The sequence below is a fragment of the Bacillus sp. JJ664 genome, assembly GCF_036962205.1.
Classification (GTDB): domain Bacteria; phylum Bacillota; class Bacilli; order Bacillales; family Bacillaceae_G; genus Gottfriedia.
In genome coordinates this window covers 1-24,927 of the sequence record NZ_JBALMS010000076.1, presented here as the reverse complement: position 1 = coordinate 24,927, position 24,927 = coordinate 1, and the positions used below count along the sequence as shown (strand labels likewise).

General features: G+C 32.1%; 28 protein-coding genes. 2 read left to right on the top strand and 26 right to left on the bottom strand.

All coding sequences use genetic code 11. The features are described from left to right. Nucleotides 1-200: 200 nt before the first annotated feature. From V7056_RS13355 to V7056_RS13345, 3 genes are all read right to left on the bottom strand, one after another. Nucleotides 201-1,145: a nucleoside hydrolase gene (locus V7056_RS13355; protein WP_499702690.1), complete on the bottom strand. Its 945-nt coding sequence runs from the start codon at nt 1,143-1,145 to the stop codon at nt 201-203. A 770-nt stretch (nt 1,146-1,915) separates the two neighbouring features. Further along, nucleotides 1,916-2,218: a hypothetical protein gene (locus V7056_RS13350; protein ID WP_499702688.1), complete on the bottom strand. Its 303-nt coding sequence runs from the start codon at nt 2,216-2,218 to the stop codon at nt 1,916-1,918. A 210-nt stretch (nt 2,219-2,428) separates the two neighbouring features. Beyond that, nucleotides 2,429-2,569: a hypothetical protein gene (locus V7056_RS13345; RefSeq protein WP_499702687.1), complete on the bottom strand. Its 141-nt coding sequence runs from the start codon at nt 2,567-2,569 to the stop codon at nt 2,429-2,431. A gap of 491 nt (nt 2,570-3,060) precedes the next feature. Between V7056_RS13345 and V7056_RS13340 the strand changes: the two genes are divergently transcribed. Next, a complete protein-coding gene (locus V7056_RS13340; RefSeq protein WP_499702685.1) occupies nt 3,061-3,432 on the top strand; it encodes a VOC family protein in 372 nt (123 codons plus the stop codon). Nucleotides 3,433-3,613: 181 nt separating this feature from the next. On the opposite strand, the gene V7056_RS13335 is transcribed toward V7056_RS13340, so the two are convergent. The 5 genes from V7056_RS13335 to V7056_RS13315 all read right to left on the bottom strand — a co-directional run bounded on the left by V7056_RS13335 (nt 3,614) and on the right by V7056_RS13315 (nt 6,311). Continuing rightward, the gene (locus V7056_RS13335) at nt 3,614-4,030 is read right to left on the bottom strand and encodes a VOC family protein (RefSeq protein WP_499702683.1); all 417 of its coding nucleotides are present in this window, start codon (nt 4,028-4,030) and stop codon (nt 3,614-3,616) included. 121 nt (nt 4,031-4,151) lie between these two features. Further along, a complete protein-coding gene (locus V7056_RS13330) occupies nt 4,152-4,598 on the bottom strand; it encodes a GyrI-like domain-containing protein (RefSeq protein ID WP_499702671.1) in 447 nt (148 codons plus the stop codon). A gap of 105 nt (nt 4,599-4,703) precedes the next feature. Next, the gene (locus V7056_RS13325; RefSeq protein ID WP_499702661.1) at nt 4,704-4,916 is read right to left on the bottom strand and encodes a hypothetical protein; all 213 of its coding nucleotides are present in this window, start codon (nt 4,914-4,916) and stop codon (nt 4,704-4,706) included. A gap of 255 nt (nt 4,917-5,171) precedes the next feature. Then, nucleotides 5,172-5,363: a hypothetical protein gene (locus V7056_RS13320; protein WP_499702659.1), complete on the bottom strand. Its 192-nt coding sequence runs from the start codon at nt 5,361-5,363 to the stop codon at nt 5,172-5,174. A gap of 141 nt (nt 5,364-5,504) precedes the next feature. Continuing rightward, entirely contained in the window at nt 5,505-6,311 is an 807-nt protein-coding gene (locus tag V7056_RS13315; RefSeq protein WP_499702657.1) for a DUF817 domain-containing protein, read from the bottom strand. A 97-nt stretch (nt 6,312-6,408) separates the two neighbouring features. On the opposite strand from V7056_RS13315, the gene V7056_RS13310 reads away from it, so the two are divergent. Then, nucleotides 6,409-7,485 (top strand): site-2 protease family protein, encoded by a 1,077-nt coding sequence (locus V7056_RS13310; protein ID WP_499702655.1) that lies wholly within the window; start codon nt 6,409-6,411, stop codon nt 7,483-7,485. Between the two features lie 122 nt (nt 7,486-7,607). Here the strand turns inward: V7056_RS13310 and V7056_RS13305 are convergent, their stop codons facing one another. From V7056_RS13305 to V7056_RS13220, 18 genes are all read right to left on the bottom strand, one after another. Next, on the bottom strand, nt 7,608-7,832 hold the full coding sequence (locus V7056_RS13305; protein WP_499702653.1) for a helix-turn-helix domain-containing protein: 225 nt from the start codon (nt 7,830-7,832) through the stop codon (nt 7,608-7,610). A gap of 10 nt (nt 7,833-7,842) precedes the next feature. Further along, on the bottom strand, nt 7,843-8,325 hold the full coding sequence (locus tag V7056_RS13300; protein WP_499702651.1) for a DUF2975 domain-containing protein: 483 nt from the start codon (nt 8,323-8,325) through the stop codon (nt 7,843-7,845). Between the two features lie 214 nt (nt 8,326-8,539). Further along, nucleotides 8,540-9,502 (bottom strand): aminoglycoside phosphotransferase family protein, encoded by a 963-nt coding sequence (locus tag V7056_RS13295; RefSeq protein ID WP_499702649.1) that lies wholly within the window; start codon nt 9,500-9,502, stop codon nt 8,540-8,542. Then, nucleotides 9,483-10,283, bottom strand: a complete 801-nt coding sequence (locus V7056_RS13290) for an ABC transporter permease (protein WP_499702647.1) — start codon at nt 10,281-10,283, stop codon at nt 9,483-9,485. The genes V7056_RS13295 and V7056_RS13290 overlap by 20 nt, the downstream gene beginning before the upstream one ends. 2 nt (nt 10,284-10,285) lie before the next feature. Then, nucleotides 10,286-11,077, bottom strand: coding sequence for an ABC transporter permease (locus tag V7056_RS13285; RefSeq protein ID WP_499702645.1), 792 nt, complete (start codon nt 11,075-11,077; stop codon nt 10,286-10,288). Beyond that, on the bottom strand, nt 11,056-12,072 hold the full coding sequence (locus V7056_RS13280; protein WP_499702643.1) for an ABC transporter ATP-binding protein: 1,017 nt from the start codon (nt 12,070-12,072) through the stop codon (nt 11,056-11,058). Before V7056_RS13280 ends, V7056_RS13285 begins: the two co-directional genes overlap by 22 nt. 38 nt (nt 12,073-12,110) lie before the next feature. Further along, complete coding sequence (locus V7056_RS13275; RefSeq protein ID WP_499702641.1) at nt 12,111-12,584, bottom strand: NUDIX domain-containing protein; 474 nt, start codon at nt 12,582-12,584, stop codon at nt 12,111-12,113. Between the two features lie 123 nt (nt 12,585-12,707). Further along, a complete protein-coding gene (gene argD, locus V7056_RS13270; protein ID WP_499702639.1) occupies nt 12,708-13,907 on the bottom strand; it encodes an acetylornithine transaminase in 1,200 nt (399 codons plus the stop codon). Beyond that, nucleotides 13,867-14,637: an acetylglutamate kinase gene (argB, locus tag V7056_RS13265; RefSeq protein WP_499702637.1), complete on the bottom strand. Its 771-nt coding sequence runs from the start codon at nt 14,635-14,637 to the stop codon at nt 13,867-13,869. The genes argD and argB overlap by 41 nt, the downstream gene beginning before the upstream one ends. An 11-nt stretch (nt 14,638-14,648) precedes the next feature. Next, a complete protein-coding gene (argJ, locus tag V7056_RS13260; RefSeq protein WP_499702692.1) occupies nt 14,649-15,869 on the bottom strand; it encodes a bifunctional ornithine acetyltransferase/N-acetylglutamate synthase in 1,221 nt (406 codons plus the stop codon). Between the two features lie 16 nt (nt 15,870-15,885). Further along, nucleotides 15,886-16,917 carry an N-acetyl-gamma-glutamyl-phosphate reductase gene (argC, locus tag V7056_RS13255; RefSeq protein ID WP_499702635.1) on the bottom strand — a complete coding sequence of 344 codons (1,032 nt, stop codon included), beginning with the start codon at nt 16,915-16,917 and terminating at the stop codon, nt 15,886-15,888. 187 nt (nt 16,918-17,104) lie between these two features. Next, nucleotides 17,105-18,325 carry a phospholipase D-like domain-containing protein gene (locus V7056_RS13250; RefSeq protein WP_499702634.1) on the bottom strand — a complete coding sequence of 407 codons (1,221 nt, stop codon included), beginning with the start codon at nt 18,323-18,325 and terminating at the stop codon, nt 17,105-17,107. Between the two features lie 88 nt (nt 18,326-18,413). After that, entirely contained in the window at nt 18,414-19,184 is a 771-nt protein-coding gene (locus V7056_RS13245) for a 3-hydroxyacyl-CoA dehydrogenase (protein ID WP_499702633.1), read from the bottom strand. Between the two features lie 15 nt (nt 19,185-19,199). After that, the gene (locus tag V7056_RS13240) at nt 19,200-20,354 is read right to left on the bottom strand and encodes a thiolase family protein (RefSeq protein WP_499702631.1); all 1,155 of its coding nucleotides are present in this window, start codon (nt 20,352-20,354) and stop codon (nt 19,200-19,202) included. A 27-nt stretch (nt 20,355-20,381) separates the two neighbouring features. Continuing rightward, entirely contained in the window at nt 20,382-21,530 is a 1,149-nt protein-coding gene (locus V7056_RS13235) for an acyl-CoA dehydrogenase family protein (RefSeq protein ID WP_499702629.1), read from the bottom strand. Nucleotides 21,531-21,688: 158 nt separating this feature from the next. Further along, entirely contained in the window at nt 21,689-22,696 is a 1,008-nt protein-coding gene (locus V7056_RS13230) for a zinc-dependent alcohol dehydrogenase family protein (protein ID WP_499702627.1), read from the bottom strand. Nucleotides 22,697-22,824: 128 nt separating this feature from the next. After that, entirely contained in the window at nt 22,825-23,688 is an 864-nt protein-coding gene (locus tag V7056_RS13225; protein WP_499702625.1) for a DegV family protein, read from the bottom strand. 212 nt (nt 23,689-23,900) lie between these two features. Continuing rightward, entirely contained in the window at nt 23,901-24,755 is an 855-nt protein-coding gene (locus V7056_RS13220) for a DegV family protein (protein ID WP_499702623.1), read from the bottom strand. Nucleotides 24,756-24,927 lie beyond the last annotated feature (172 nt).

Below are 24,927 nucleotides of genomic sequence, written 5' to 3'. Positions count from 1 at the left end.
GATAATACTAATGCACCTGTAAAACCAACTGATCATACTAATATTCATTATAATTATTCCTCTTAACATTAAATTGGATAATTATTACAGTTTAATGTCCAGCTAATCTTCCAAAACGTAAATAAAAAAAGCAGCAATAGCTGCTATCACAGTTGAACTTAAGATTTTCTAGTTAAATACTTCCTCTATTAAATTTTAATCTAGAATTTCTCACCAGTCATAATTGACATAAAGTCCTTATAAAATCCTTCATAATCTAATCCTACTGCGATATGTTGTTGTGGTCTCGCATCAAATTTTTCAGGAGTATCTGTTACTCGGAAATCTGCAATGCTTTGACCTCTAGCTACATCGGTTGTATCAACCACTACTGCAGATTGATAGAATGTAAATAAATCGTTCCGAATAACTGCCATAAGAGTTACCGCGTCATGTACTGGACTCCCCTGTATGCCAGGTACCTTCTTTTGATAAAAGTTGTAATAATAGAAATCTAAAAGTGGTTTTACTAGATCAGTTTTACCTTTTGAATGAATATAATTGGCCATTGAAGGAGTGACTATGGCTTTTTGCGTTACATTTAATGGAAAAATATATGCACCTTTTACATACTTCATAACGATATTTGCTGCTATCGGATCTCCATGAAAATTCGCTTCAGCAATTGGTGTAACATTTCCAGGATATAAAAAGGCCCCACCCATGATATAGTATGACTTCACACTTTTCATCAGATCTTCGTATAAGATAAACAAGGTTGCTAGCGAAGTTAACCTCCCAGTATTTACAATAATTAGTTCATTCTTATACTGTTCAATCAAACTGATCACTTCACAAAAGTTTTCTAAATTTTCAAACTTTAGACCAGGATCGATTGGACCTAAACCGAATGGACCATGTATTTCAGGGTAGAAGGTTGGGATATTTCCCGTCATTGGATTCTCGGCACCTCCAAAGACTTTAACATATTCTTTTCCTGACCTTTTAAGTAAAAAACGAACATTTCTCGTCGTTTCTTTTTTAGACACATTCCCATAATCCGCCACAATCCCAATTATATCAATATCTTCTGTTAACCGTGAATAAACCAAAGCAATCGCATCATCAATGCCTACGTCACCGAAGAATAACACTTTCTTCCCCATTAGCTTAGCTCCCTTTATATCAAAACTTCAGAATTTTATTATTTATTCCATTGATATAATGGTATGTTGTTTTCCATTTGAAAAGTATAAAAAACATCCAATATTTTCACTAGAGGATGTTTTTTACTTATTTAATAACAAATAGATAGTCTACATACTTTTATGTTTTCCAACTAATATATCAAAATGGTACACATCTAACAGTGTAAGATGCCCCATTGATAGTATTTGTGATACAGAATTATAAACTCATTTATGCTAATTTCCTTTGATTCTATTGAACTAACGCGCAATTTAGTTCAATAAGAGTATCATGAAGTTTTTAAGTGAACTGAAATAAATTGCCTAACACAAGAACTGTTCCAATAAATAGTGATAAACCTACTGATATTATTAAAGTAAATACGCTTCTTAATTTTCCTCGCAAGGTAGCAGCTCCTAGAAAACCTACTAATCCAGTAATAATTGTTATAAAACTCAATGAAAAAACAAGAATTAGCGAAATATTAGAAATAAACAATAGTCCTACACAAACCAAGGAAAGTATAAAGGACGTTAAATTCAATGCTTTATACAATTTATTTACCTACAAGCTTCAATGTTTTCATTTTGATATATTTCTATATTCTTAAAGGACTATCCTCCCAAATAGTTGAACAAAAAAAGTCGCATTAGCGACTAATAATTTTGTTAAACTAACGCCCTCGTTAGTTGTATAAGAATAGTTGTTAACTAGAGTATTATTTTTAGGCTGTTTAAAAATAGTTGCTTTATGATTCTCCAATACCAAATATAGCCATTAATAACACTGGAATAATGGTCACTCCTATAACGAAAAGAAATACAATTAGCATTCCAACATATTTTAAGAAGCCTTTTTCATTAGACCTTACTGCCAAGATACCAAATACTATACTTGTTAACATAAAAGCAATTCCTGTGAAGAAAAATATTTCTATGATGACTTTTTCCCCATAGGTTGGAGTCTCGGAAATAGAATAACTCTCTATAAACAATATAATACCTACAATGCTCAAAGTGGTTGACCACAACCCTTTTTTCAACGAAGTCATTGTAACTCCCCCTACATATAGAACGTTCAGCAATATAATGACTATCGCATGCGTTAGTTGTATTAGAAAATTGTAAATAAAGTTGTAAACAGAAAAGAAAATTATAATATTCAAGATAGTTTGTTAGTTCTTCTCCAAATTAATGAAAAAATTAAAATTAATAAGCCCATTGAAATACCTATAATTTGGTCTATTAAAAGTTCACCCGTTCTAAAATAACGAATAATGAAAGTACCTCCAAAAATTATTATTATCGTAATTGCTAATTGAATCAGATACCTGTTTATTTTCATCAAGATCATCTCCATTTACACGTAAGTCTCCAATTTTACCACTGTTAAATTTTACCATATTTATCCATTCAAAAGGGTTTATTTTATAAAACACTTATTGTACTGTCCTGCCTTATTGCGAAAAAGAGGTTGATCTAATGATCAACCTCTTTTTGTTGTTCCACTTACGCGAAAGTTAGTTGAATAAGGATTTATTAATTTAGTCAACTAATTTACTATAGTTTTTGCCTTTTAGTTTAAGATAGTCATCTTTATAAAATATTTGAGCACCTATTACATATGTTCCAAATTGTACTTTTGGAAACTTATTACTTCTCTCAAAGTAATAATCACCTTTATCATTTTTAAATTTAACTCTTAGTCCCCAATCTTCAATACAGTTCTTTCTCTGTTAACATACCTTATGATATATTAAGGTTATCAGAATTTTATGAATAATACGAAGTTTATTGTTCCGTTAAAGGGCAGGTTAATTCAATAATCGGAAGGAAAAAGGTATATAGAAAGGAAACTATTTGATATACCGGATTAAATAAAGGAGAGAAGGCTATGAGTAAATCATTTATTGAACAAGTTCATTATATTAGAATTCCTGTAAAAGATTTAGAACTCTCTGCACAATGGTATAGAGATGTATTAGGGCTCCAGTTACTAAACAATACTGAGGAATTTGCAATTTTAAAAGTAAATGAAGGACCTTTCTTACTTATCTTAGTTCCTACCGAAGATGAAACATTTGCACATTTTACAATTGATAATGAACAAGAATTTAGCATTGGCTTTACAAGTCCAGAACTATCTAAATTTCATCAACACTTAATTGATAATCAAGTTAAGGTCGAGGATATAAAAGAAGATAATGGTCATTCCTTTTTCCACTTTTATGACCCAAATGGTACTAAACTTCAAGTACACTGGTAAGATTATATTAAATAAATTACCTTATTTCATTAACGGGTGCTTTAACGGAATAAGAACGGGAACGTCCAAATTAGACGTTCCCATATTTTTTGCCTGAAAAACAACAATACTATTTAACAAAGCCAAATAAAAAGAAAAAAATGCAATAATATTTTTCGATTATTGTATCAAGCGATTTTTATTAGTTAATTAAGAATTTCTCTTTGAAACTTGGACTTAATTCACTCCAAACATCGAATTTGTTTCCATCTAGATCGAAGAAAACAAAGTTCCTTCCTGAGTGTCCCCTATCTTCAATTTCTCCAACTCTCATTTCTTTATTAACAAATTCATTATGTAACGTTTCTAATGCACTTAATCCATTAACTTCAAATGTCATCGAGAAACGTTCCTGACCATAAACATCATAGAAATTTGAGGTTTGGTCCATATTTGATTTAACTAAGAAGATGCTTTGATTTGCAAGGTTAAGAATAGCTTTATCATCATCCTTATAACTTAACTCAGCACCTAAATTAATTACATACCATTCTGTAGAAAGTTCAACATTGTTGACAGGGATATAAGTAGTTCCTACTCTTAATAGTTTTTCACTCATCTTATTTTTCTCCCTTCAATAACTTTCAATATTTTACCTTATACATATTTTCCCTTTTTATTAATGTTACTCTATTCAACTAAACTCTCTGTATATAGAAGAAGTTTTTAATTTATCACTTTTAACCTTGAATTGGTAAGTAAATCTGTACCTCTTCTTCTCCTTCCACCATAGGGTGATATGTCTCTATTATATAAGAATCAAGATCTCTTTGATAACCTTGTTCTTCAGCCCAATTCAATAAATTCAAATGATGTACTCCCAATTTCGAAATGTTTCCTCTTGTTGTTACGTAACTTTTAACCGTTTCAATATAATCCATTCCTGATGGTACTTCATTTAATTTCTCACTTACGACTAGCCCTACATAATAATGACCTACCCTATGTTCCTCATTCGTTTTAGGTTCAAATAATGCAATTTCAGTTTCTGTTGAATTTAGGATTTCGTTTGAGCGGCTTAAAAGTTGCTTCGCAAGCAATGGTACTTCATTACCAAAGTTAACATACTCCCCACTACCCTTTAATCCAACAAGCTTAAATTCTTTTTTAACCTTCTTAAAGGACATTTTAATCTCTCCTACTCAATTATATAAAAATTCTATAATATTCTAATTTATTTTTTCAACAAAAAACCCTTACTTCCTGCATAGAGTTAAGGATTTCAAACTAGTTTATTCAACTTTTATTAAACTATCCTGCCATTTAGTTCTATAAGAAACAGTCATTTTAGTCATAATAAAAACCACTATGCCATTCTCAGTTGGACTAGTGGTATGAACTAAATAGGACTTTATAATCCACTTTACACATGCTTTGTCACCTTCAACAGTTACTTTGCATTCTTCTATCATTTCAGTTTCGCATTGATTACAGATCCTTTTCATTTCAAACACTGCTTGTAAATAAATTTTATTAAACTTATTTCGACAATAAAATTTCGCTTTCTGTGTTCATCTATATGGCCATTTAGTGCTTTTTGTAATTGGCAAGATAATCAATTTTATTTTTTATGATCAAACATAGTCGTTCTTATGTTACTAACTCATACTACTAAAAAATGATAACTATAATTTTAGTTCATGAACAAAAAAAAGGATCTTCACTAAGATCCTTTTTGGTCTGTACCTCTATATGTTTCATTATTCTTCGCTTTCGCGTTTTTTGATTTGTAATAGCGTTTCTGAGATGATTTTCAGTTCCTCTTTCAGTCGAATTGTTTCATTTGCTAGTTGTTCGGATGAAGTTTCTTTAATTCGCTTGTTTAGTACGTCTACCACTTTTCGTAACTTTCCGATTGATTGTTCCAGTTGAACAGTTGATGTTGTTTTCATCATTTCTACTCCTTGATTGGTTTTTCATTTAGCATACCAAAGTCTATTTTACAATAAAGCATACCATTTTTCAGACCCTTTTTTAAAGAAAAGATACTAATATAGCCCTCTACTAAATAGAGGGCTATAATTTTTTTGATATTATCTACTACTAGATACTTCATGTGTTTGATTGAAAGCATCCTTCTGACTAAAGGCTACAATAATAAAGCTGACAATGACAAGTAAAAACCAAGAACTAATTTTACCAACATGGACGATTTGCCAATGGGCATGTTGATCTGGGTATTTCCATGCACCAAAAAATGTGGCTATATTTTCAGCAATCCAAATGAATAATCCTATTAAGAAAAACGAGAGGACTAAATGCATACGTAAAATGGTCATTTTCACTTTAAATTGTACGGTCGTTTTGAAAAAGACAAATGGTAGAATCAGAATGAAAAGCCATCTCAGATCGTAAAAATAATGATGGGTAAAAAAGTTTAAGTAGATAAGGCTGCCAAATAATAAAACGACAATCGGGTTTGGATAATTTATTAATTGAATATGCATCCTTTTCCAAGCTTGGCAAATATAACTTCCAACACTTGCATACATAAATCCACTATAAATCGGAACATCCATAATTTTTAGATACGATTGCTCTGGATATGACCAAGATCCCATTCGTACTTTAAAGATTTCAAGTATTAATCCAATTAGATGGAAAATACAAATCATCAGAAATTCCTTTTTCGTTTCAAATTTAGTTATGATAAATGCAATTTGTATCAATAGGCAAACGATAAAAATAAAATCATATCTAGGTAAATATGGAATTGTTACGAGCTTTGATATTGCCAATGTAGCGAATATTAGTACAGGAAAAAGACAAGAAAGTGCTTCTTGAACAGTAAATTCTATTAATAGTAAAAAGTAATGTAAAAATCTAGTTTTAGTTTTCATGAATGAATCCCTATTTTCTTTTAATTTAACAATTTTTTAATATATAATGTTATAATTTTAAAAAAATAATAACTTTTTAGGTTAGAAGGTGAAGTGTATGTCACAACAAGTTATTAGTCAAAAAACGAAAAAAAATGCTGCTAAAATTGGAATAGCACTCGCTTTTATCGGTGCAAAATTCAAATTGATTTTGCCTTTATTAAAAGCTGCTAAGTTTATGTCGTTTTTAAGCATGATTTTCTTTTTATTTACTTATGGATTAACATTTGGTTGGTATTTTGCATTTGCGATATTATATTTGTTAATTTGTCATGAAGGTGGGCATTTAATTGCCGCTAAAAGAAAGGGTTTACCAACTTCCCCTGCCTTTTTCATCCCTTTCGTCGGTGCCGTTATTTCCTTAAAGGAAATGCCAAAGGATGCAGTTACTGAAAGTTATGTTGCGTTTGGTGGACCACTTTTTGGTCTGATTTCAATTCTTCCTGCAATTCCTTTATATCACTACACACATAATGAATTCTTTGGTTTGGTTATTGCACTTGGTTGTATTCTGAACCTATTTAATTTAATTCCAATCTCACCACTAGATGGAGGAAGAATTTTAAGTGTATTACCTCCAATATTTTGGTTCATTGGCATTATGTTGATGTTTGTATATGTGTTTTATTACCCTAACTTTATCGCATTTTATATTATTTTCTTAGGCATCATGACGTTTATTAAACGCGTAAGAGAATCATTTACATTAAAAGTGATAAACGAAAAAATTAAGCTATACGAACATACAATTAAGCAATTTCAATTTGGAATATTTAATTATCAATATGATATCCATATAAAAGACAGCTTTTTCTTTCCCTTTTTTGAAGATCAGAAAAAACTAGAACTTGAACTTCATAAAGAAAGATACTATATCAACAATTTAATAAGATCTGTTGGTATACGAATGGAGCAAACAGATACTGAGTGGCGCATTCAGATTGATCAAAAAATTGATGAAATAACAATGAATAAAATTCAACCTTTATTAAAAGAAAAAGAAACGCTTGAAACTTATTACGTAACAAGTAATCGTAAAAAGTGGCAAATTTTCCTTGCTTATATTTTACTTGCTAGTTGTTTATCCCTGTTAGGATTTTGGGGCTACGGTTTAATTGAGAATGTAATGATGTAAATATAAACCGATTAATTTCTCTTATGAAACGCTTGGATTATAATATGATCCAAGCGTTTTAAATTTGTGTTCCAATGATAAACACTCTATCTTGAACAATAATTTAAATTCAATGCGTGATTCTAACTATTTTCAGAAATCTCTTCAGTTTTATACTCTAAAATATCCCCGGGTTGACATTCTAATGCTTTACAAATTGCTTCTAAAGTTGAGAATCGAATTGCTTTCGCCTTACCGTTTTTCAATATAGAAAGATTCGCCATCGTAATTCCAACTCTGTCTGCAAGTTCAGTTACACTCATTTTCCTCTTAGCAAGCATCACATCAATATTGATTATAATTGCCATTTTATTCACCTCAGACTATTAAGTCATTTTCAGATTTTATATCGATGGCTTCTTGCAAAAGCCTCTGAAGTACTGCTGCAAATACTGCAATCACCATAGAAGCAAACATAATGACCAACCCAATTAATATGATACCTGGAGCGTCGTCTTTCTCCGCAATAAGATAGTAGATTGGCATTCCTAATGTAATGATGCCACTAATTGCAATTGCACAAGACTTTATTATTTTTAATGCTCTTACAGATAATTCCGAAAATGCTTTGTTCTTGTCAATATAAATTAACAGTTTAAAAGCCTGAACTAGAGCAAAGTAAAAAGGTATTGTGCCAACATACAAATCAATAAAAACTAGATATTTTAGATAAGACATGTTAGGATACAATTCAACTGCAAAATTTGCAATCTCTGGCACTACAAATATACATAAAGCAAGAACTGGTATACCAATCAAAACGACCGCTACCTTTAAAAAGAGCGTTGATACTTGTTTCATAAAAGCACCTCACATATTTATTTTCATTTTGAATTTATCACACCATTTATCGTTTTACAATAAATATTTATTTATTTTTATAACATTTTTATTGTTTAAAAAGCAAGTTGGTTTGTTTATCTTAGCTTCAAAAGTATAAAAAAGGTGCCTCATTGTCATAAAATTGACTAATGAGGCACCTTCTTTTAATGTTTATCTTTGATTTACGTCAATCCTAGTAAAATCTCGAGTATAACTCTTTAAAAACATAAATTGCTTTATAAAAATGTTCATTATAGGTACCTTCATCTTCCAAACTCCAGCAAGTAGATAAAACTGCATGAGCAACTCCCCATAATAAAAGCCTTTTTTTATCTAATGCCAATTGTTCAACAAGTAGATCAACTCTTTGATCAATGATTGTATGGATATCTTTGTTTTCAAGGTTATTTAATAAAAATTGAATTGTATCGTATTCTCTTTCTCCAATTAAACCTTTTGGATCAATTGCTAACCAATTTTCTTTACTTGTCTGTAGGATATTATCATGATGTAAATCGCCATGTAGTAAGTAGAGATTGGTCTGAGTATCCACTAGCTCCTTGAATATATCTACTGCTTCCTGAATTATTTCTTTCGTGATTGGACCGATACCGTCTGGATTTTCTTTAGAAATCCTCTTTAAGCTATTTTGACGATGAATAATTGATTGCACTTTACAGTTTTTTGGAGCTGGTCTCCATAACTTTTTCATAATACTTGATGCAATTAAAACTGCTTCGTCTTCATTTTTTAATGAAACCAAAGTATGACCAGGATTCAGTCTTTCTAAAATAATGATTCCCTTTTCAAGATCGGTATCGATTAATGATACCATTCCATTACCATTAAATTCTTTGAGAGCAGAAACTTCTGAAAGAAATTCTTCATTCGGAACTGTAAGCTTAATAACTAGATCTGTACCATCATCAACTTTAGCAGGTGCAACAAAGTTATATGATAATTCAAAAGGCGGCATAATTTTCATCTTCCATCGTTCTTCACACTCATTTATTAAACGATCAAAATCTGCTAACCACTTCTCTCCTTTTTCCTGATGTATATCCTTTATTGTTTTGACAAATTTTGAAGGTAATGGAATCATACGATCTCCTTTTTCGATTTGATGAAATTCATGATTAATGTCCAGTACTTTCATAATGTTTTACACCAAAGTTCCAAAACTTATATGCTACTACAAAACTAATTATTGCGACAAATGGAGTGACAAATGCTAAAATCGATACGCCATGTTCATCTAGAAAGTAATTTGCTGGATAAAACGCTGTAAATCCATATGGTATGATCCAAGTAATTACTAAAGTAATAGATTTATGATAAATTGTTACTGGGTAACGGGCAAATTCACTTAATCCGAAAACTGATACTACAATCGGTAAACTATCAACCATCCAAAATGAAAAAGTGATAAAAAATAAATTAATTGCTACAAATATCATTCCACTTGAAATGATAAATAGGATTAGCATTCCGATTTCTGTCATACCCCACTCTATTCCTATATGGCTAGCAGAATAAAGCAATATGATGATACCAATGATAAATTGGCCAAAACCATCTTGCTGAAACCGCTCTGAAATAACTTGAAATAATGGATTAACGGGTCTTAGTAATAATCTTTCAAAATTACCAGAACGAATATATTGCCATCCTAATGTCCATAAATTATCAAAAAAGATGTGATGAATTGATCTCCCTAGAAATGCGATCGCAAATATAAATAGGATTTCATAAAAAGTCCATCCTTTTAATACTTGAATATTGCTGAATATAATTTTTAAAAATATAATACTAATTCCCTGTTGAATAATCGTTGAAAACATTCCGATAAAAAAATCTACTCGATATTCAAGCATTACTTTTATATGTTTACTAGCATAATGGAGATATAGTTTTATATATCGTTTAAAGTTTTTCATTACTAACCTCCAAATATTGTAATTTTACGAATAGCAATTGACCATAGAAATCGAAGCAGTGCATACATGCTTATTAACCAAAAAATCTGAAGTCCAATTGAAGACATGATTTGATTTGTATCATATATTTGACCAGTAAAAATAGCCGTAGGAATATATACCATTGCTTGAAATGGCAAAAACTGACTGACATCTTGGAACCAATTTGGAAATAAGCTTAATGGAATTAATGCCCCTGAAAAGAACTTAATAATGGCTTCCCTTAGGACTCTGACGCCCCAAACATTGACTGTCCAAAAGGCGACAATTCCAATCATTAAATCAATTTGAGCTCCTATTAATACACCTAGTGCAAAACTGATGATGAAGTATAAATAAGTGATAATATTAGTAGGAAATGATAGCGATAAAAATAAGAAAGCGATTGCAATGATTGGTAAAGTTGCTCGGAAAAATGAACTGATTTTTGATCCTATATCTAATGCAATCATTTTATTTAACATGTGATAGGGTTTTAATAGCTCTAGTACGATACTTCCATCTTTAATTTGTCGCGCTAAACCATCTCCAACACCAGAAACATATTGCTCGATAATCATTGCGACGACGATATAAGTTAGCATTGACTGAAAACCGATTCCTTTAATTGAATCATTATTTTCATAGACTGCAAGCCAAAAATAATACGTGATTAACAGTCTTAAAATTGCCGAGCAAGTTTCAGCCCAGTACCAAGCTGTATAGGCAGAATCTACTTTCATTTGCGATTTAGCTAGTTCCCAGTATTTGACCATGAACTAGCACCTCTTTCATATATCTCTTTCACAATTGCTTCAATTCCAGGTTCTGTTAATGTAAAATCCTGAATTGTATAATGTGACATGATTTCTTGAATGATATCCGTTGCGGATACGTTTGCACTATTGAATGCTAGAAGAAAACTATTTTGTTTTCCTTCAATTTTTTCAACATTTATATGGTCTGATAAATTACTTGGGACTTGGAAATTTTGTTGTTTATCAATTTCGATTTGAATCATTCGGTTATAATTAACACCTTTTTTTAATTCTTCTAATAGTCCATCAAACATGATTGTCCCTTGATCGATAACAATTATTCGATTACAAAGTTCTTCAATATCTTGCATATCATGCGTCGTTAAAATAATGGTCGTTTTATACACACGGTTCATATCTTTAATAAACTGACGAATTTTTTCTTTTACAACAACATCTAATCCAATTGTAGGCTCATCAAGATATACAATTTTCGGATTATGTAAAAATGCAGCCGCTAATTCACAACGCATTTTTTGACCTAAAGAAAGCTGTCTAACAGGAATATGTAGTAATGGCTCTAAATCTAGGATTTCCTTAAATAATGCGATATTTTTCTGGAAATCTTGTTCTTGTATCTCATAAACATGTTTTAATAATTCAAATGACTCTTGCACGGGAATATCCCAATATAGCTGTGTTCGTTGACCAAAAACCGCTCCAATCGTATATGCATTATTCATACGATCTTTATAAGGTACTATTCCATTTACAGTAATAGATCCTTCATCAGGAGTAAGCACACCACTGATCATTTTAATAGTTGTTGATTTCCCTGCACCATTTGAACCAATATAGCCAACGATTTCTCCTTCGCTAATATGGAAATTAATATCTTTTACAGCTGTTTTTATTTCATAAACGGGTTTAAACAAAGCTTTGATGAACCCTCTTAAACCAGGGTCTCTTTTTAGGATCCGGTAATGTTTCTTTAAATCTTTTACTTCGATCATTTTGTCACCTACTTATCTTCTTCATTTTGTATAATCTATTAAATTAGTTGTTCCTTTAAATCATATTCCTCTATTAGTCGATTATTAACATATTCTCCTCTTGCATAATCAATGATTAAATCTTTGATATTCGGAAATAAAACAATATCGCTTAATTCAGATAACGGAACCCATCGTACGCCTGATTGATTTGGGTCAGGATTAATTGGCATCATAGGTTCTGATCCTTCTTTTATAAAACATCTGAACATTAAACTTAATCCGTGAGGTTCGTGTGTTCGACCTGTCATATGCGGAGCATTTTCTGAAACAAAAACAAGCTCGCCTACTTCTACTTCGACACCCGCTTCCTCAAACGCTTCTCTTTTTACAGCATCCACGATCGTTTCACCAGGTTCAGTTCCTCCTGCAGGTAAATTAAAGTGAATCCCATCTTCGTCAGTAAACTCAATTAATAAAACTGAATCCTTTTCAATGATTAAAGCACAAGCTCTTACTCGAATATGATACATTTTCATCCCTCCAAATACAGTGGTTATTCCATTATGTTTGAAACTGGTAAAATTTTCAATATATTTTTAAAATAACATAAAAAAGGCTTGCAATGGCCAAAATGCCTTTACAAAGCCTCTTATTTATATTACCTGTTCAGTATTTAGAAAAAATTGAGATAGCACTTCTTTGATACAAAAAACAGCCTCGTCGATTTCTTCGTGAGATATTGTTAAAGGTGGCAATAACCTTATTATGTTAGCCCCTGCCGTTCCAACGATTAATCCGTTCTTCAATAGCTTTTCTACAAGTAGACTCACATTTTGATTGCATTCGATTCCAATCATTAATCCTTTTCCACGTATGTCTTCAACAATTGGAAACTGTTTCATGAGTTCACTTAACTTATTTTTTAAATAGACTCCTTTTTCTTTTACAGTCGAAAGAAACTCTTTTTGATTAATAATGTTCACTGTTTCATATGCACTTGTCATTGCTAAATAGTTCCCACCGAATGTTGATCCGTGTGACCCATATGAAAACGCAGATGCTAATTTTTTATCGCCAATTAAAGCACCGACTGGAATCCCATTTCCCAATCCTTTTGCTATCGTAATAATATCAGGCTTTAATGGTGTTTGTTCATAGGCAAACATTGTCCCTGTTCTGCCAATTCCGGTTTGTACTTCATCAACAATGAGTAATAGTTCATACTTTTCACAAAGTGCTGCAATGCCTTCAAAAAAGTCTTCTTCACCAACGATTACACCACCTTCACCTTGAATGACTTCTAAAATGATTGCACCTGTATTTTCAGTTATTTCCGCTTGTAAAGCCTCTAAATCATTAAATGGTACATAAGTAAATCCATTCAACATGTCTCCGAAGCCTTCATGAATTTTTGGCTGACCAGTTGCAGCCATCGATCCGAAAGTCCTTCCATGGAAGCTTTGTTGAAAGCTTATGATATGTGATTTCCCAGTATATTTTCGTGCTAGTTTAATAGCAGCTTCATTTGCTTCTGTCCCGCTATTACAAAAAAACGCAAGTCCATTTTCAAATGAATTACATAAAATACTAGCTACTTCTTCTTGTTTTTTGATTGTAAAAAGATTTGAAACATGCCAAAGTGATTCGATTTGATTATGTAAAGCACTAACTATTTTCGGATGACAATGACCTAAATTACAAACGGCAATTCCACTTAAAAAATCTAGGTACTGTTTATTTTGATCATCAATTAAATAGGAACCATTCCCTTTTACAAAATGAATATTTTTTCTTTGGTAGGTTGGAAATAAATTACTCACTAAATACAACTCCTTTAGAAAACACAGTTCCATTCATTGATCCATCTTCATTTAGGATGTTTTCTCCCACAATCGCTACTGATTGAACCTCATTCAAAGCTTCTAATGCACTTTGTACTTTCGGAATCATACCACCAGTAATTGTTTTATTTTCAATTAAAGTTTGAACTTGATCTTTCGTAATCTTTTCGATACTTTTTCCTTCACTATTTAAGACGCCATTTGTATTAGTAACATAGCAAAGTACTTCGGCATTTAATGCTTTTGCAATACTTTTTGCAGCTAGATCCGCATTAATATTATACTTTTGTCCAATTTTATCTACACCAATTGGAGAGATTACTGGAAGGTAATCATTCGTAAGTAGTAATTCTAGTAAACTTGTATTTACATTCTCTACTTCTCCAACCCAACCTAATTTTCCTTTATCATATAATGAAGCTTCTAAAAGAAGATTGTCACAACCTGAAAGCCCAATTGCAGATAAATTAAATTGATTGCACATTATGACTAAATCTTTATTTGTTTTCCCATTCAACGCATATTCAACTACTTCTAAAACTTCATTTGATGTTTTACGGAGCCCATCTTCCATTTCTACTGGAATTGAAAATTTTAATAGTAAATTATTAATTAACGGACCTCCACCATGAACAATGATTACTTTTTTACCATTTCGATGTAGTAGATTAATATGTTCAAAGAAAGTGTTTGATAATCCTTGTATTAAACTCCCACCTAATTTGATGACAACAATCCCCATATTCTTCCTCCTTACGTTCGATAACTTGCATTTATTTTGACATAGTCATACGTTAAATCGCAGCCCCAAGCTGTTCCACTTGCATTGCCATCATGTAAGTGAACATCAATATAGACAATTTCGGATTGTAAAGCAGCTTTTGCTTCAGCTTCATTAAATGCTACAGGTTTGCTATTATATAAAACTGTTACACCATTTATAGAAATATCAATCTGATTATATTCGCCTTTTAGTCCACTATAACCAATTGCACCAATTATTCTTCCCCAATTGGCGTCTTCTCCATAAACAGCGGTTTTCACCAAGTTTGATCCTACTATTGTTTTTGCGATGATATTTGCCATTTTAGTGTTTGAAGCGCCATTGACATTTACTTCAATTAATTTTGTTGCCCCTTCCCCATCTCTAGCAATTTTTTTCGCTAAATCCTCACAAACTAGTTGAAAAGCTGCTTCAAAGCTTTCCCAATCTGAATGATCTTCGGTTAACGTTTCATGTGGGGTTGCACCATTGGCTAAAACTAGGACCATATCATTTGTAGACGTATCACCATCTACTGTAATTTGATTAAACGTTTTATCTGTTACTTTTTTTAATAAATTTTGTAATTGTTCTGAACTAATTGTTGCGTCTGTCGTAATAAACCCAAGCATGGTCGCCATGTTTGGATGAATCATACCAGAGCCTTTTGCCGTACCTGCAATCGTAACAGTTTTCCCATTCACAAGAACTTCATAGCAAGTATGCTTTGAGACTGTATCAGTTGTTAATATTGCATGACCAAAATTTTCACCGTCTTCAGTTTGATTTCCAATTAATAGTTTTTTGATGCCATTATTCATTTTCTCCATACTTAGGAATTCTCCAATTACACCTGTAGAAGCGATCCCAACTAAGTGTTCAGGTAAGTCAAAATGCTCGGCGCACCATAGTCTCATTTGATAAGCATCATCTTCACCTTTTTTTCCTGTACAGGCATTTGCACAGCCACTATTCACTAGTACGGCCTGTAATGTATTGTTATATGCAATACTTTGTTTCGTAATGCCAATTGGAGCAGCTGGAAATAAATTTTGCGTATAAACAGCAGCAACTGAAGATGGTTTAGCAGAATAAATGACGCCTAAATCCATTCTTTTATAACGAAATCCTGCATGAACACCTGAGGCAAAAAATCCTTGTGGCGTTGTGATTGTACCGTTAATTTTCTTTATTTTTTTCTCTTTAGTTATCAATTCCACTCGCTCCTTATGGGAAGATAGGTGTAAACGTTAAACCAGTTTCTTCTGGTAAACCAAGCATAATGTTCATATTTTGAATAGCCTGACCTGCTGCTCCCTTTATTAAATTATCAATAACAGAAATTATAGTCATTCTGTTCGTTCGCTCATCATATGCCGGATAAATATCACAAAAATTAGACCCGAAAACATCCTTTGTACACGGAATTGAATCTCTTATTCTAATAAAATATGAATCTTTATAGATTTCTTTATACAACTCTTGTAATTCCTCATTAGAAATTATTTCTTTTGCCGTCGAATAAACGGTAGCCATTATTCCCCTAGTCATTGGAGCTAAATGAGGCGTGAACGTTATATAATTTTCTTTTGGATTGATCATTGATAAGAATTGTTCAATTTCAGGAATGTGTTGATGGTCATGAATTTTGTATGCTGCGAAATTATCATTTCTATTTGTAAAATGAGTAACTTCATTTGCGCCTTTCCCTGCGCCTGATATACCAGATTTCGCATCAATAATAATTGAATTTTCAACAATTAAATTCTCTTTTAATAGAGGAGCGATTGCTAATATTGAAGCAGTTGGATAACATCCTGGATTGGCGATAAAATTTGATGTTTTTATCTCTTCTTTATTCCATTCTGCCAACCCATATGTAAAATTTGATGTCTTCGAAAAACAAGGATGATTCGATTTATACCATTTACTGTATTTCTGCTCTTCTTTTAAGCGGAAATCACCTGATAAATCAATAATTTTCACATTTTCATCACTTATATTCATAACGATTTCACTACTAACTCCATGTGGAGTTGCTAAAAATACGATATGATTCTCGTTGATTGATTGATCTGCGTCCCATTTCTGAATTGGTCCATTAACGATTGATTTTAAATGTGGGTAAGATTCGGAAATGTCATTCACATTACTTGTTAGTGCATAAAAATTCAATTCTTCTATAATAGGATGCATATGTAGCATTCGAATCAATTCAAGACCACTATAACCACTTGCACCTATAATACCTACTTTCATCTTTTTTCCCCTTTGATATAAATTTATATTCTTCATTATAATTATGAATAAATATAAAATCAATTGTATTTTTATTAATTTTTAAAAAATAAAAAAAGATTAACCATTTTAAATGATTAATCAATTGGTATTATTTTTATATATTCAATTATGTGATATAAAGAACATCTCAAAATAAAATTTCATTTTATAAATAAAACTCCACTAATTTAGCAATTCGTTCCTTCATACGGTCTTTCCATGGTCTGGTATTTAGATATGACTCGGTGATTTGGAAAGACTGATTAAATTCATTTAATAATTTTGGTTCTACTGATTTAATAAATTCTTGATCATAAATATAACAATTTATTTCATCTGTTAAGTGGAATGAGCGCGAATCAAAATTTGTCGTACCAATCATAAGTAGAGAATTATCAATTTTCATTACCTTGCCGTGGAATATGCCTGGTTTATATCCATAAACTTGAATACCATGGTTGATTGCTTGTCTTATATACTTTATAGCTGCTTGCTCAACTAAGATAGCATCCGATTTATGGGAATATAAAATTTTGACATCTACTCCTCTTTTTGGCGCTTCAAGTAAAGCTTCCCAAATCACTTTATTATTTGGAATAAAGTAAGGCGAATATATAGTAATCGATTGTTTAGCATTTTTAAATAGTTTTACATATTCATCCTGAATGCCAAGTTTCGTATAAGAAACGAATTGGTGTTCACTTTTCCCGGACGCAGAAGTTATATTCATAGGGCTGATTTTTTGAGACGAGTTTCTTCTCCAATCAATGACGAATTGATCCTCTAACCCCTTCACACCGCTTCCAGCAAGACGAAGCTGTACATCTTCCCAGTGCTTTAACTTCTTATTTTCACTGATATACTTTTTCCCTATATTAAAGCCACCAATATATCCGATTTCACCATCAATAATCGTCATTCTACGATGGTTTCTATGATTGATTGATGAAAAGAAGTAACTAAGTGTCGGTTCATTAAAATATGTAAAGTGAACACCGTGTGCCTTTAATTCTTTTTTTTCTTTGTTTGATAATAGTAATCCACCTAATCGATCGACACCATAGTAAACTGGTACGCCTTCATCACTTTTCTCTTTTAAAATATCTAAAAATTGATGTGAGATTGAATCATTGGAAATTGAAAAAAAGTATATATGTACAGCTTGTTTTGCATTTTGAATATCGGTAAATAATTGCTTATAAAATTTTTTACCATTCGTATAAATTGATAAATCACTATGACCAATTGGATACTCAACTGGTTTCTCAACATTTATATTTTTCTTCATTGCGAAATGCATTTCAATTTCATGTAACGCCAGTAATATGATTAGTAAACTAAAAATTGTTAACAACAAAACTTTCAAAAATCTAAATAACTTTTTCATCAAATGCCTCTAATCTTTTACAGGATATAGAGTATTTTTTGAAATAATTGGTTATATTATCCAAAGATTTTTTATTTTTTTCTAAAGTTTACTTCGGTTGCATTCTAATTGCACCATCTAGTCTAATCACTTCACCATTTAACATTGGATTTTCAATGATACTTTTCGCTAAATGAGCATATTCCGATGGTTTACCAAGACGAGAAGGAAATGGAACCATATTACCTAAAGATTCTCTTGCTTTTTCAGGTAAAACATCAAACATTGGTGTCTCAAATATACCAGGTGCAATACTCATTACTCTTATGCCATATCTTGCTAATTCCCTAGCAATAGGTAAAGTCATACCAACAACACCGGCTTTTGAAGCACTATAAGCTGCTTGACCAATTTGTCCATCAAATGCTGCAACAGAGGCTGTATTAATAATAATACCTCTTTCACCAAATTCATTCGGCTCATTTGGAATCATATATTCACTGACCAATCGGATTGCATTAAATGTACCTACTAAGTTTACATTGATTATTTTTTGAAACGAGTCAAGAGCATGAATTCCTTCTTTTTTGATGACTTTTTCACCTGTTACAATACCCGCGCAATTTACTAATGCATTGACTGGACCAAAATCACTTTGAATTTTTTCGATAGCTACTCTAATACTTTCCTCTGAAGTGACGTCAGTTTTCACAAATAAAACATGATCCGCACCCAATTTTTCTATCAACTGATTTGCTCTTTCTTCAGATAAATCAAAAATGACAGCTTTTCCACCATTTTCTACAATCGTTGTGACAGTCGCTTCACCTAAACCAGAAGCTCCACCAGTCACTATTGCTCGACAATCTTGTATTTTCATTTCAATTCCCCCTGTCTATTCTTCTAATCTTTCAATAATTGTTGCATTAGCCATTCCGTGACCTTCACAAATTGCTTGTAAGCCATATCTACCACCTGTTTTTTCAAGTGCATTACATAAAGTAACCATTACCCTTGCTCCACTTGCACCTAATGGATGACCTAATGCAATTGCGCCTCCAAACACATTTAACTTTTCAAATGGCACATGGAATTCCTTTTGCCACACTAAAGGCACTGTCGCAAACGCTTCATTTATTTCAAATAAATCAATTTGATCGATTGTTAATCCAGTTTTCTGAAGTACTTTACTTGTAGCCTGTATTGGACCCGTTAACATTAAAGATGGATCTGAACCTACAACTGATCTGCCAATAATTCTAAATTTAGGTTTTAACCCTAACGCCAATGCTTTTTCTTTACTCATAAGTAATAGTCCTGCAGCTCCGTCACTAATTTGACTAGCGTTACCAGCTGTAATTGATCCATCTTCTTTAAATACCGGTTTTAAAGAGCCTAGTTTTTCAACTGAAGAGTTTTCTCTTGGACCTTCATCTTTCTCAACTGTAACCATTTTATTATCTTTATCTTTTACAACAACAGGAATGATTTCACTTTCAAAATACCCTTCATTTTGTGCTTTCAACGCTCTTTGATGACTATTAAAAGCAAATTCATCCTGTTCTTCGCGACTTACATTCCATTTGTCATTCATTCTTTCAGCAGAAATTCCTTGATTGAATACGCCGAACTTCTCTTCTAATTTTTCATTCCATTTTGATCCTTTTAAATTAGAAAACATCGGTACACGAGTCATACTTTCAACACCAGCTGCGATGACGATATCCATATCACCACTTAATATCGCTTGTGATGCAAAGTGCACTGCTTGTTGACTTGAACCACATTGACGATCAATTGTTACCCCTGGCACTTCAATAGGAAGCCCGGCCACTAGTGATGCGACTCTCGCTATATCCCCAGCTTGTTCACCAACTTGTGTAACGCATCCCATAATGACATCATCTATTTCTTTTTGGTTAAATTCATTTCTAGTTACAAGCTTCTTCAATACAAATGCGGCTAAATCATCAGACCTTGTTTCACTAAAAATCCCGCCTCTTTTTCCGATTGGTGTTCTTAATGCGTCAACAATCACTACTTCTCTCATACTTTTTCTCCTTTTTTCTCGTTATGTTTAGTTTAAACCCATATTTTTTGCGATGATCGTTTTCATAATTTCATTTGTTCCTGCGTAAATAGACATAACTTGTATGTCTCTAAAACGTCTAGCAATCTCGTATTCTTCCATATAACCATATCCGCCATGTAATTGTAGGCATTCTGAAGCTACTTTTTTGCCTAAATCAGTGATCCACCACTTTGCCATGGATACTTGCTTCACAATATCTTTACCTTCCATATGTTCCATAATCAGTCGCTCAATAAAAGTTCGACCGATTTCAATTTCAGTTGCTAGCTCTACTAGCTTAAATTGAGTGTTTTGAAATTGTCCGATTGATCTTCCAAAAGCTTTCCTATTTTTAACATATTCCGTTGTAACTTTCACCATTTCTTCTGATGAAACTAATGCTTCTAATGCTACCACTAGACGTTCCTGCTGTAATTTATTCATTAGATAATAAAAACCTTTTCCTTCTTCACCTAAAAGATTTTTAACTGGAACTTTTGCGTCTTGGAAAATTAATTCTGCAGTGTCTTGACTATGAAGACCTACTTTATTTAATTTTTTTCCTCTAGAAAATCCGATTGTATCCTTTTCGACCACTAGTAAACTGATTCCTTTATAAGCAGGCTGAATTGATGTATCAGTTTTTACTGCAATGATAACTAAATCTGAATGAATTCCGTTTGTGATAAATGTTTTTTCGCCATTAACGATATAGTGATCACCTTGCTTAATTGCAGTCGTTTTTATATTTGCTAAGTCAGATCCAGCTCCTGGTTCTGTCATCGCAATTGCAGTTATATATTCACCTGAAATACATTTTGGAAGCCATTCCTTTTTTTGTTGGTCATTACCATATGCGTCGATATAAGGAACGACAATATCATTATGAAGAGAAACACCAACTAAACTTGATCCGACCTTTTCCAGCTCTTCGATGATGATTACGGAATAGCCAAAGTCCGTGTTTAAACCACCATATTCTTCATCAATATATGGACAAAGGAAACCTTCATTACCTAATTTTAGCCAGAATTCCCTTGGGACTATTCGATTTGCTTCCCACTCTTCGTAATATGGTACAGCTTCTTTTTGTAAAAACTTTCTAAGAGACGTTCGAAAGATTTCATGCTCTCTTGTTAAGTAAAATTGTTTCATAAATAGCCTCCTATTCAAAAGTAAAAGTAAAACGCTTACATTATGCAAAATACTAAATATTACAAATTTTGAATTTGTTAATATCTTATGATTGAGTATTCATTTAATGAATGTACTATAAAAAAAGAACTGAAAATGATTCAGTTCTTTTTTAAAATTTATAAAGAGAACTCAATTGCAATTTTACCAAATTGATGACCTTCACCCATATGTATTAATGCTTTCTGTAAATCCGAGAAAGAATATACGGAGTCAATTACTGGTTTTATATTATGTTTTTCAAAAAATGCTAACATTTGTTCAAATTCTCTCGGACTTCCCATTGTTGTGCCTCTAATATCCATATTTTTAAAGAATATTTTAGGCAGTACGGTATTTGGTACAACTCCATTTGTTGCACCATAACTTACGATTCTTCCACCTTGAGCTGTGACATCAATTAAACGATTAAAAGATTCGCCACCCACACCATCAATTATTAAATTTACCATTCCAATTTCTTTTCTTAATTTTTTGAACCAATCTTGATCCTTATAATTAAATCCCGCAACTGCGCCAAGTTTTTTTGCTTTTTCGATTTTTTCATCACTACTAGAGGTTACAATCACTCTCGCGCCGTGTGAAGCGGCAATTTGTAAGGCATATAATGCCACACCACTACCGATTCCTGGTATTAAAACGGTATCTGTTTCTGTTAATCCACCCCTCGTAAATAACGCACGATAAGCCGTTAAAGCTGCTAGAGGAATGGCCGCTGCTTCTACCCAGCTCATGTAACTTGGTTTTTTCTTAACATTTTCTTTATGTACAATCATGAATTCTGCAAATGTTCCATTTTGAGGCATACCAAGCACATTAAAATGCTCTGAACAAATATCATCTCGTTCACCCCATTTTAGACTTGGATTTATGATGACCTCTTCACCCACAGATAGTTCATTTACTTCTTCGCCAACTTCGACAATTTCTCCTGCTCCATCAGAACCTAAAATTGAAGGTAAACTCATTCCTGGATACATACCATGAGTAATATAAAAATCTCGTCTATTTAATGAAGCCGCTTTTAGTTTAATACAGACTTCATTTGGTTTGATTGTTTCAAGATCAAAATCTTCTAATTTTAATGACTCTGGACCATTTGTCTCTCTCAATACGTATGCTTTCAATACAATCACTCCTATGAGATTTTTTATTAATTATCTATATATCAAAATTTAACCAAAACAGGTCAATAAAAAAAGATGATAAAGAATTCGTTTTCTTTACCATCTTATCAAATAGTTGGACGAAAGTTTCATGCAAAGTCTTTATTTAAGAAAAAAACAGCAAGGGTTCCAGGCCCTGCATGCGCGCCGACTGTTGCCCCAATTGTTGTTATGACAAATTCCTCGCAACCATAGCGTTGATTAATCATATCCTTCAACAAGTTTGCACCTTCAATATTATTACCGTGAGTAATGCCGATTAATTGATTTTTCAAATCACTGCCTCTTTCTTCCATAATTGAGACAAGTCGTTCCATTGCTTTTTTTGTACCTCTTGCTTTTTCAATTGGTGTTAGGATGCCGTCTTTTAAATGTAAAATCGGCTTAATATTTAAAAGGCCACCTATAAATCCTTGGAACTTACTTACACGACCACCTCTTACAAAATATTGAAGATCTTCAACTGTTACAATATGTTCCATATGTCTAGAAGCCATAATTGCATAATCAATAATCGCATGTTTTGTTGCATTTTCTTGTGCCATTTTGGCTACCTCAATCACGACCAAACCTTGACCTAATGCACCACACTTTGTATCGATAATATCAATATCCCATTCTGGATATTCTTCTAATAATTCATTTTTTACTAAAACCATTGATTGATGGGTTCCTGATAGTTCAGAAGTTAAAGATAGATGTACTACTGGGATATTTAATTTAGCGTACTTTTCAAAAGTAGAACGAATTGATTCATATGCCGGTAACGATGTCTTAAAAACCTTCCCTTCTTTCATTTCATTTAAAAGCTTCTCTGGTTCTAATGTTACTCCATCAAAGTATTCATTAGCTTCTTCATCAAATACTCTAATGGGAATGACATCGATGTCATATTGCTCGTAAAGCTCTTTCGTTAAATCAGCAGCACTATCAGTAATAATCTTTACTTTCATCATAGAACCCCTTTAACATATAATTTATACCTTATATTATTACATGGTGCTAAAAGTGTTGCATACTTATTTTGGTTTTAAATTAATTCTTCTTATTACGGTAATTGAAATTTCACATTTCATAATAAAAAAATGCTCAAATATAAATGAGCATTGATTACAGTAAATGAAATTTTCTATCAGAATTTAGTATTTTACATATTAGTAAAATATTATTTTGATAAAAAGAATATCCCTAAAGCACTTGGGCCAGTGTGCACCCCGACTGCTGAGCCTACTGAATTGATTATTAGCTTTTGGTTACCGATTGTTTTCTGTAATTGTTCAATAAAATTCACTACCAACTCATCCTGATCTCCATAAACAATACCGACGGCTTCATCTTCTTGTTCACATTTTCGAAGTTTCATAATTTCAATGATTCGATTCAGCGCTTTTTTCCGGCCACGTACTTTTTCTAATGGTTTGAATTTTCCTTCAGCCACTTCCATGATTGGATTTATATTTAACATTCCACCAAAGAAACCAGCAAATTTTCCTATTCTTCCACCTCTTATTAGGTACTGTAAATCTTCTAGTGTGAAAATATGATTTATTTTTAGAATCTTTTCATGTAATTTTCGAATGAGTTCATATAAGGAATCTCCCTTGTGCATATTTTTTAGCAAATCAATAACTAAAACCCCGATTCCTAATGAAACCGAACGTGTATCAATGATTTCTATTAATGCATTTGGATATTTTTCTAGAATATCTAATTTTACTAATTGGGCAAAATTATAAGTACCTGATAAATCACTAGAACAAGCTAAATAGATTGTTGCATTTCCATCTTCACAATTTCGAATCAAAGCATCGTATATTGCATCATAAGAGGGTAAGGAAGACGTAAAGCGCTCTCCATTTTTCATTCGTGATAATAGTTCCGTAGGTTTTAAAGTGATCCGATCAGTATACTCCTTTTCCAATTCATCGTAGATTCTCAGAGGAATGACTGAAATATCATTTTGTTGTGCCAATTCATCTGGTAAATCTGCCGAACTATCAACAATAACATGAATGTTCATCGTAAACCCCTCATTTAACTATAATTTTATTAAACTATTATTTATTTTTTTATATACTTTAAGATTGTATTTCATATTACACTTCCTAAGTAATCAACAACTAAATCTGAAAATATATCATCATAATTCTATTCAAAAGTAGGATAATCCTTCTTTTTACATACTATTAAAG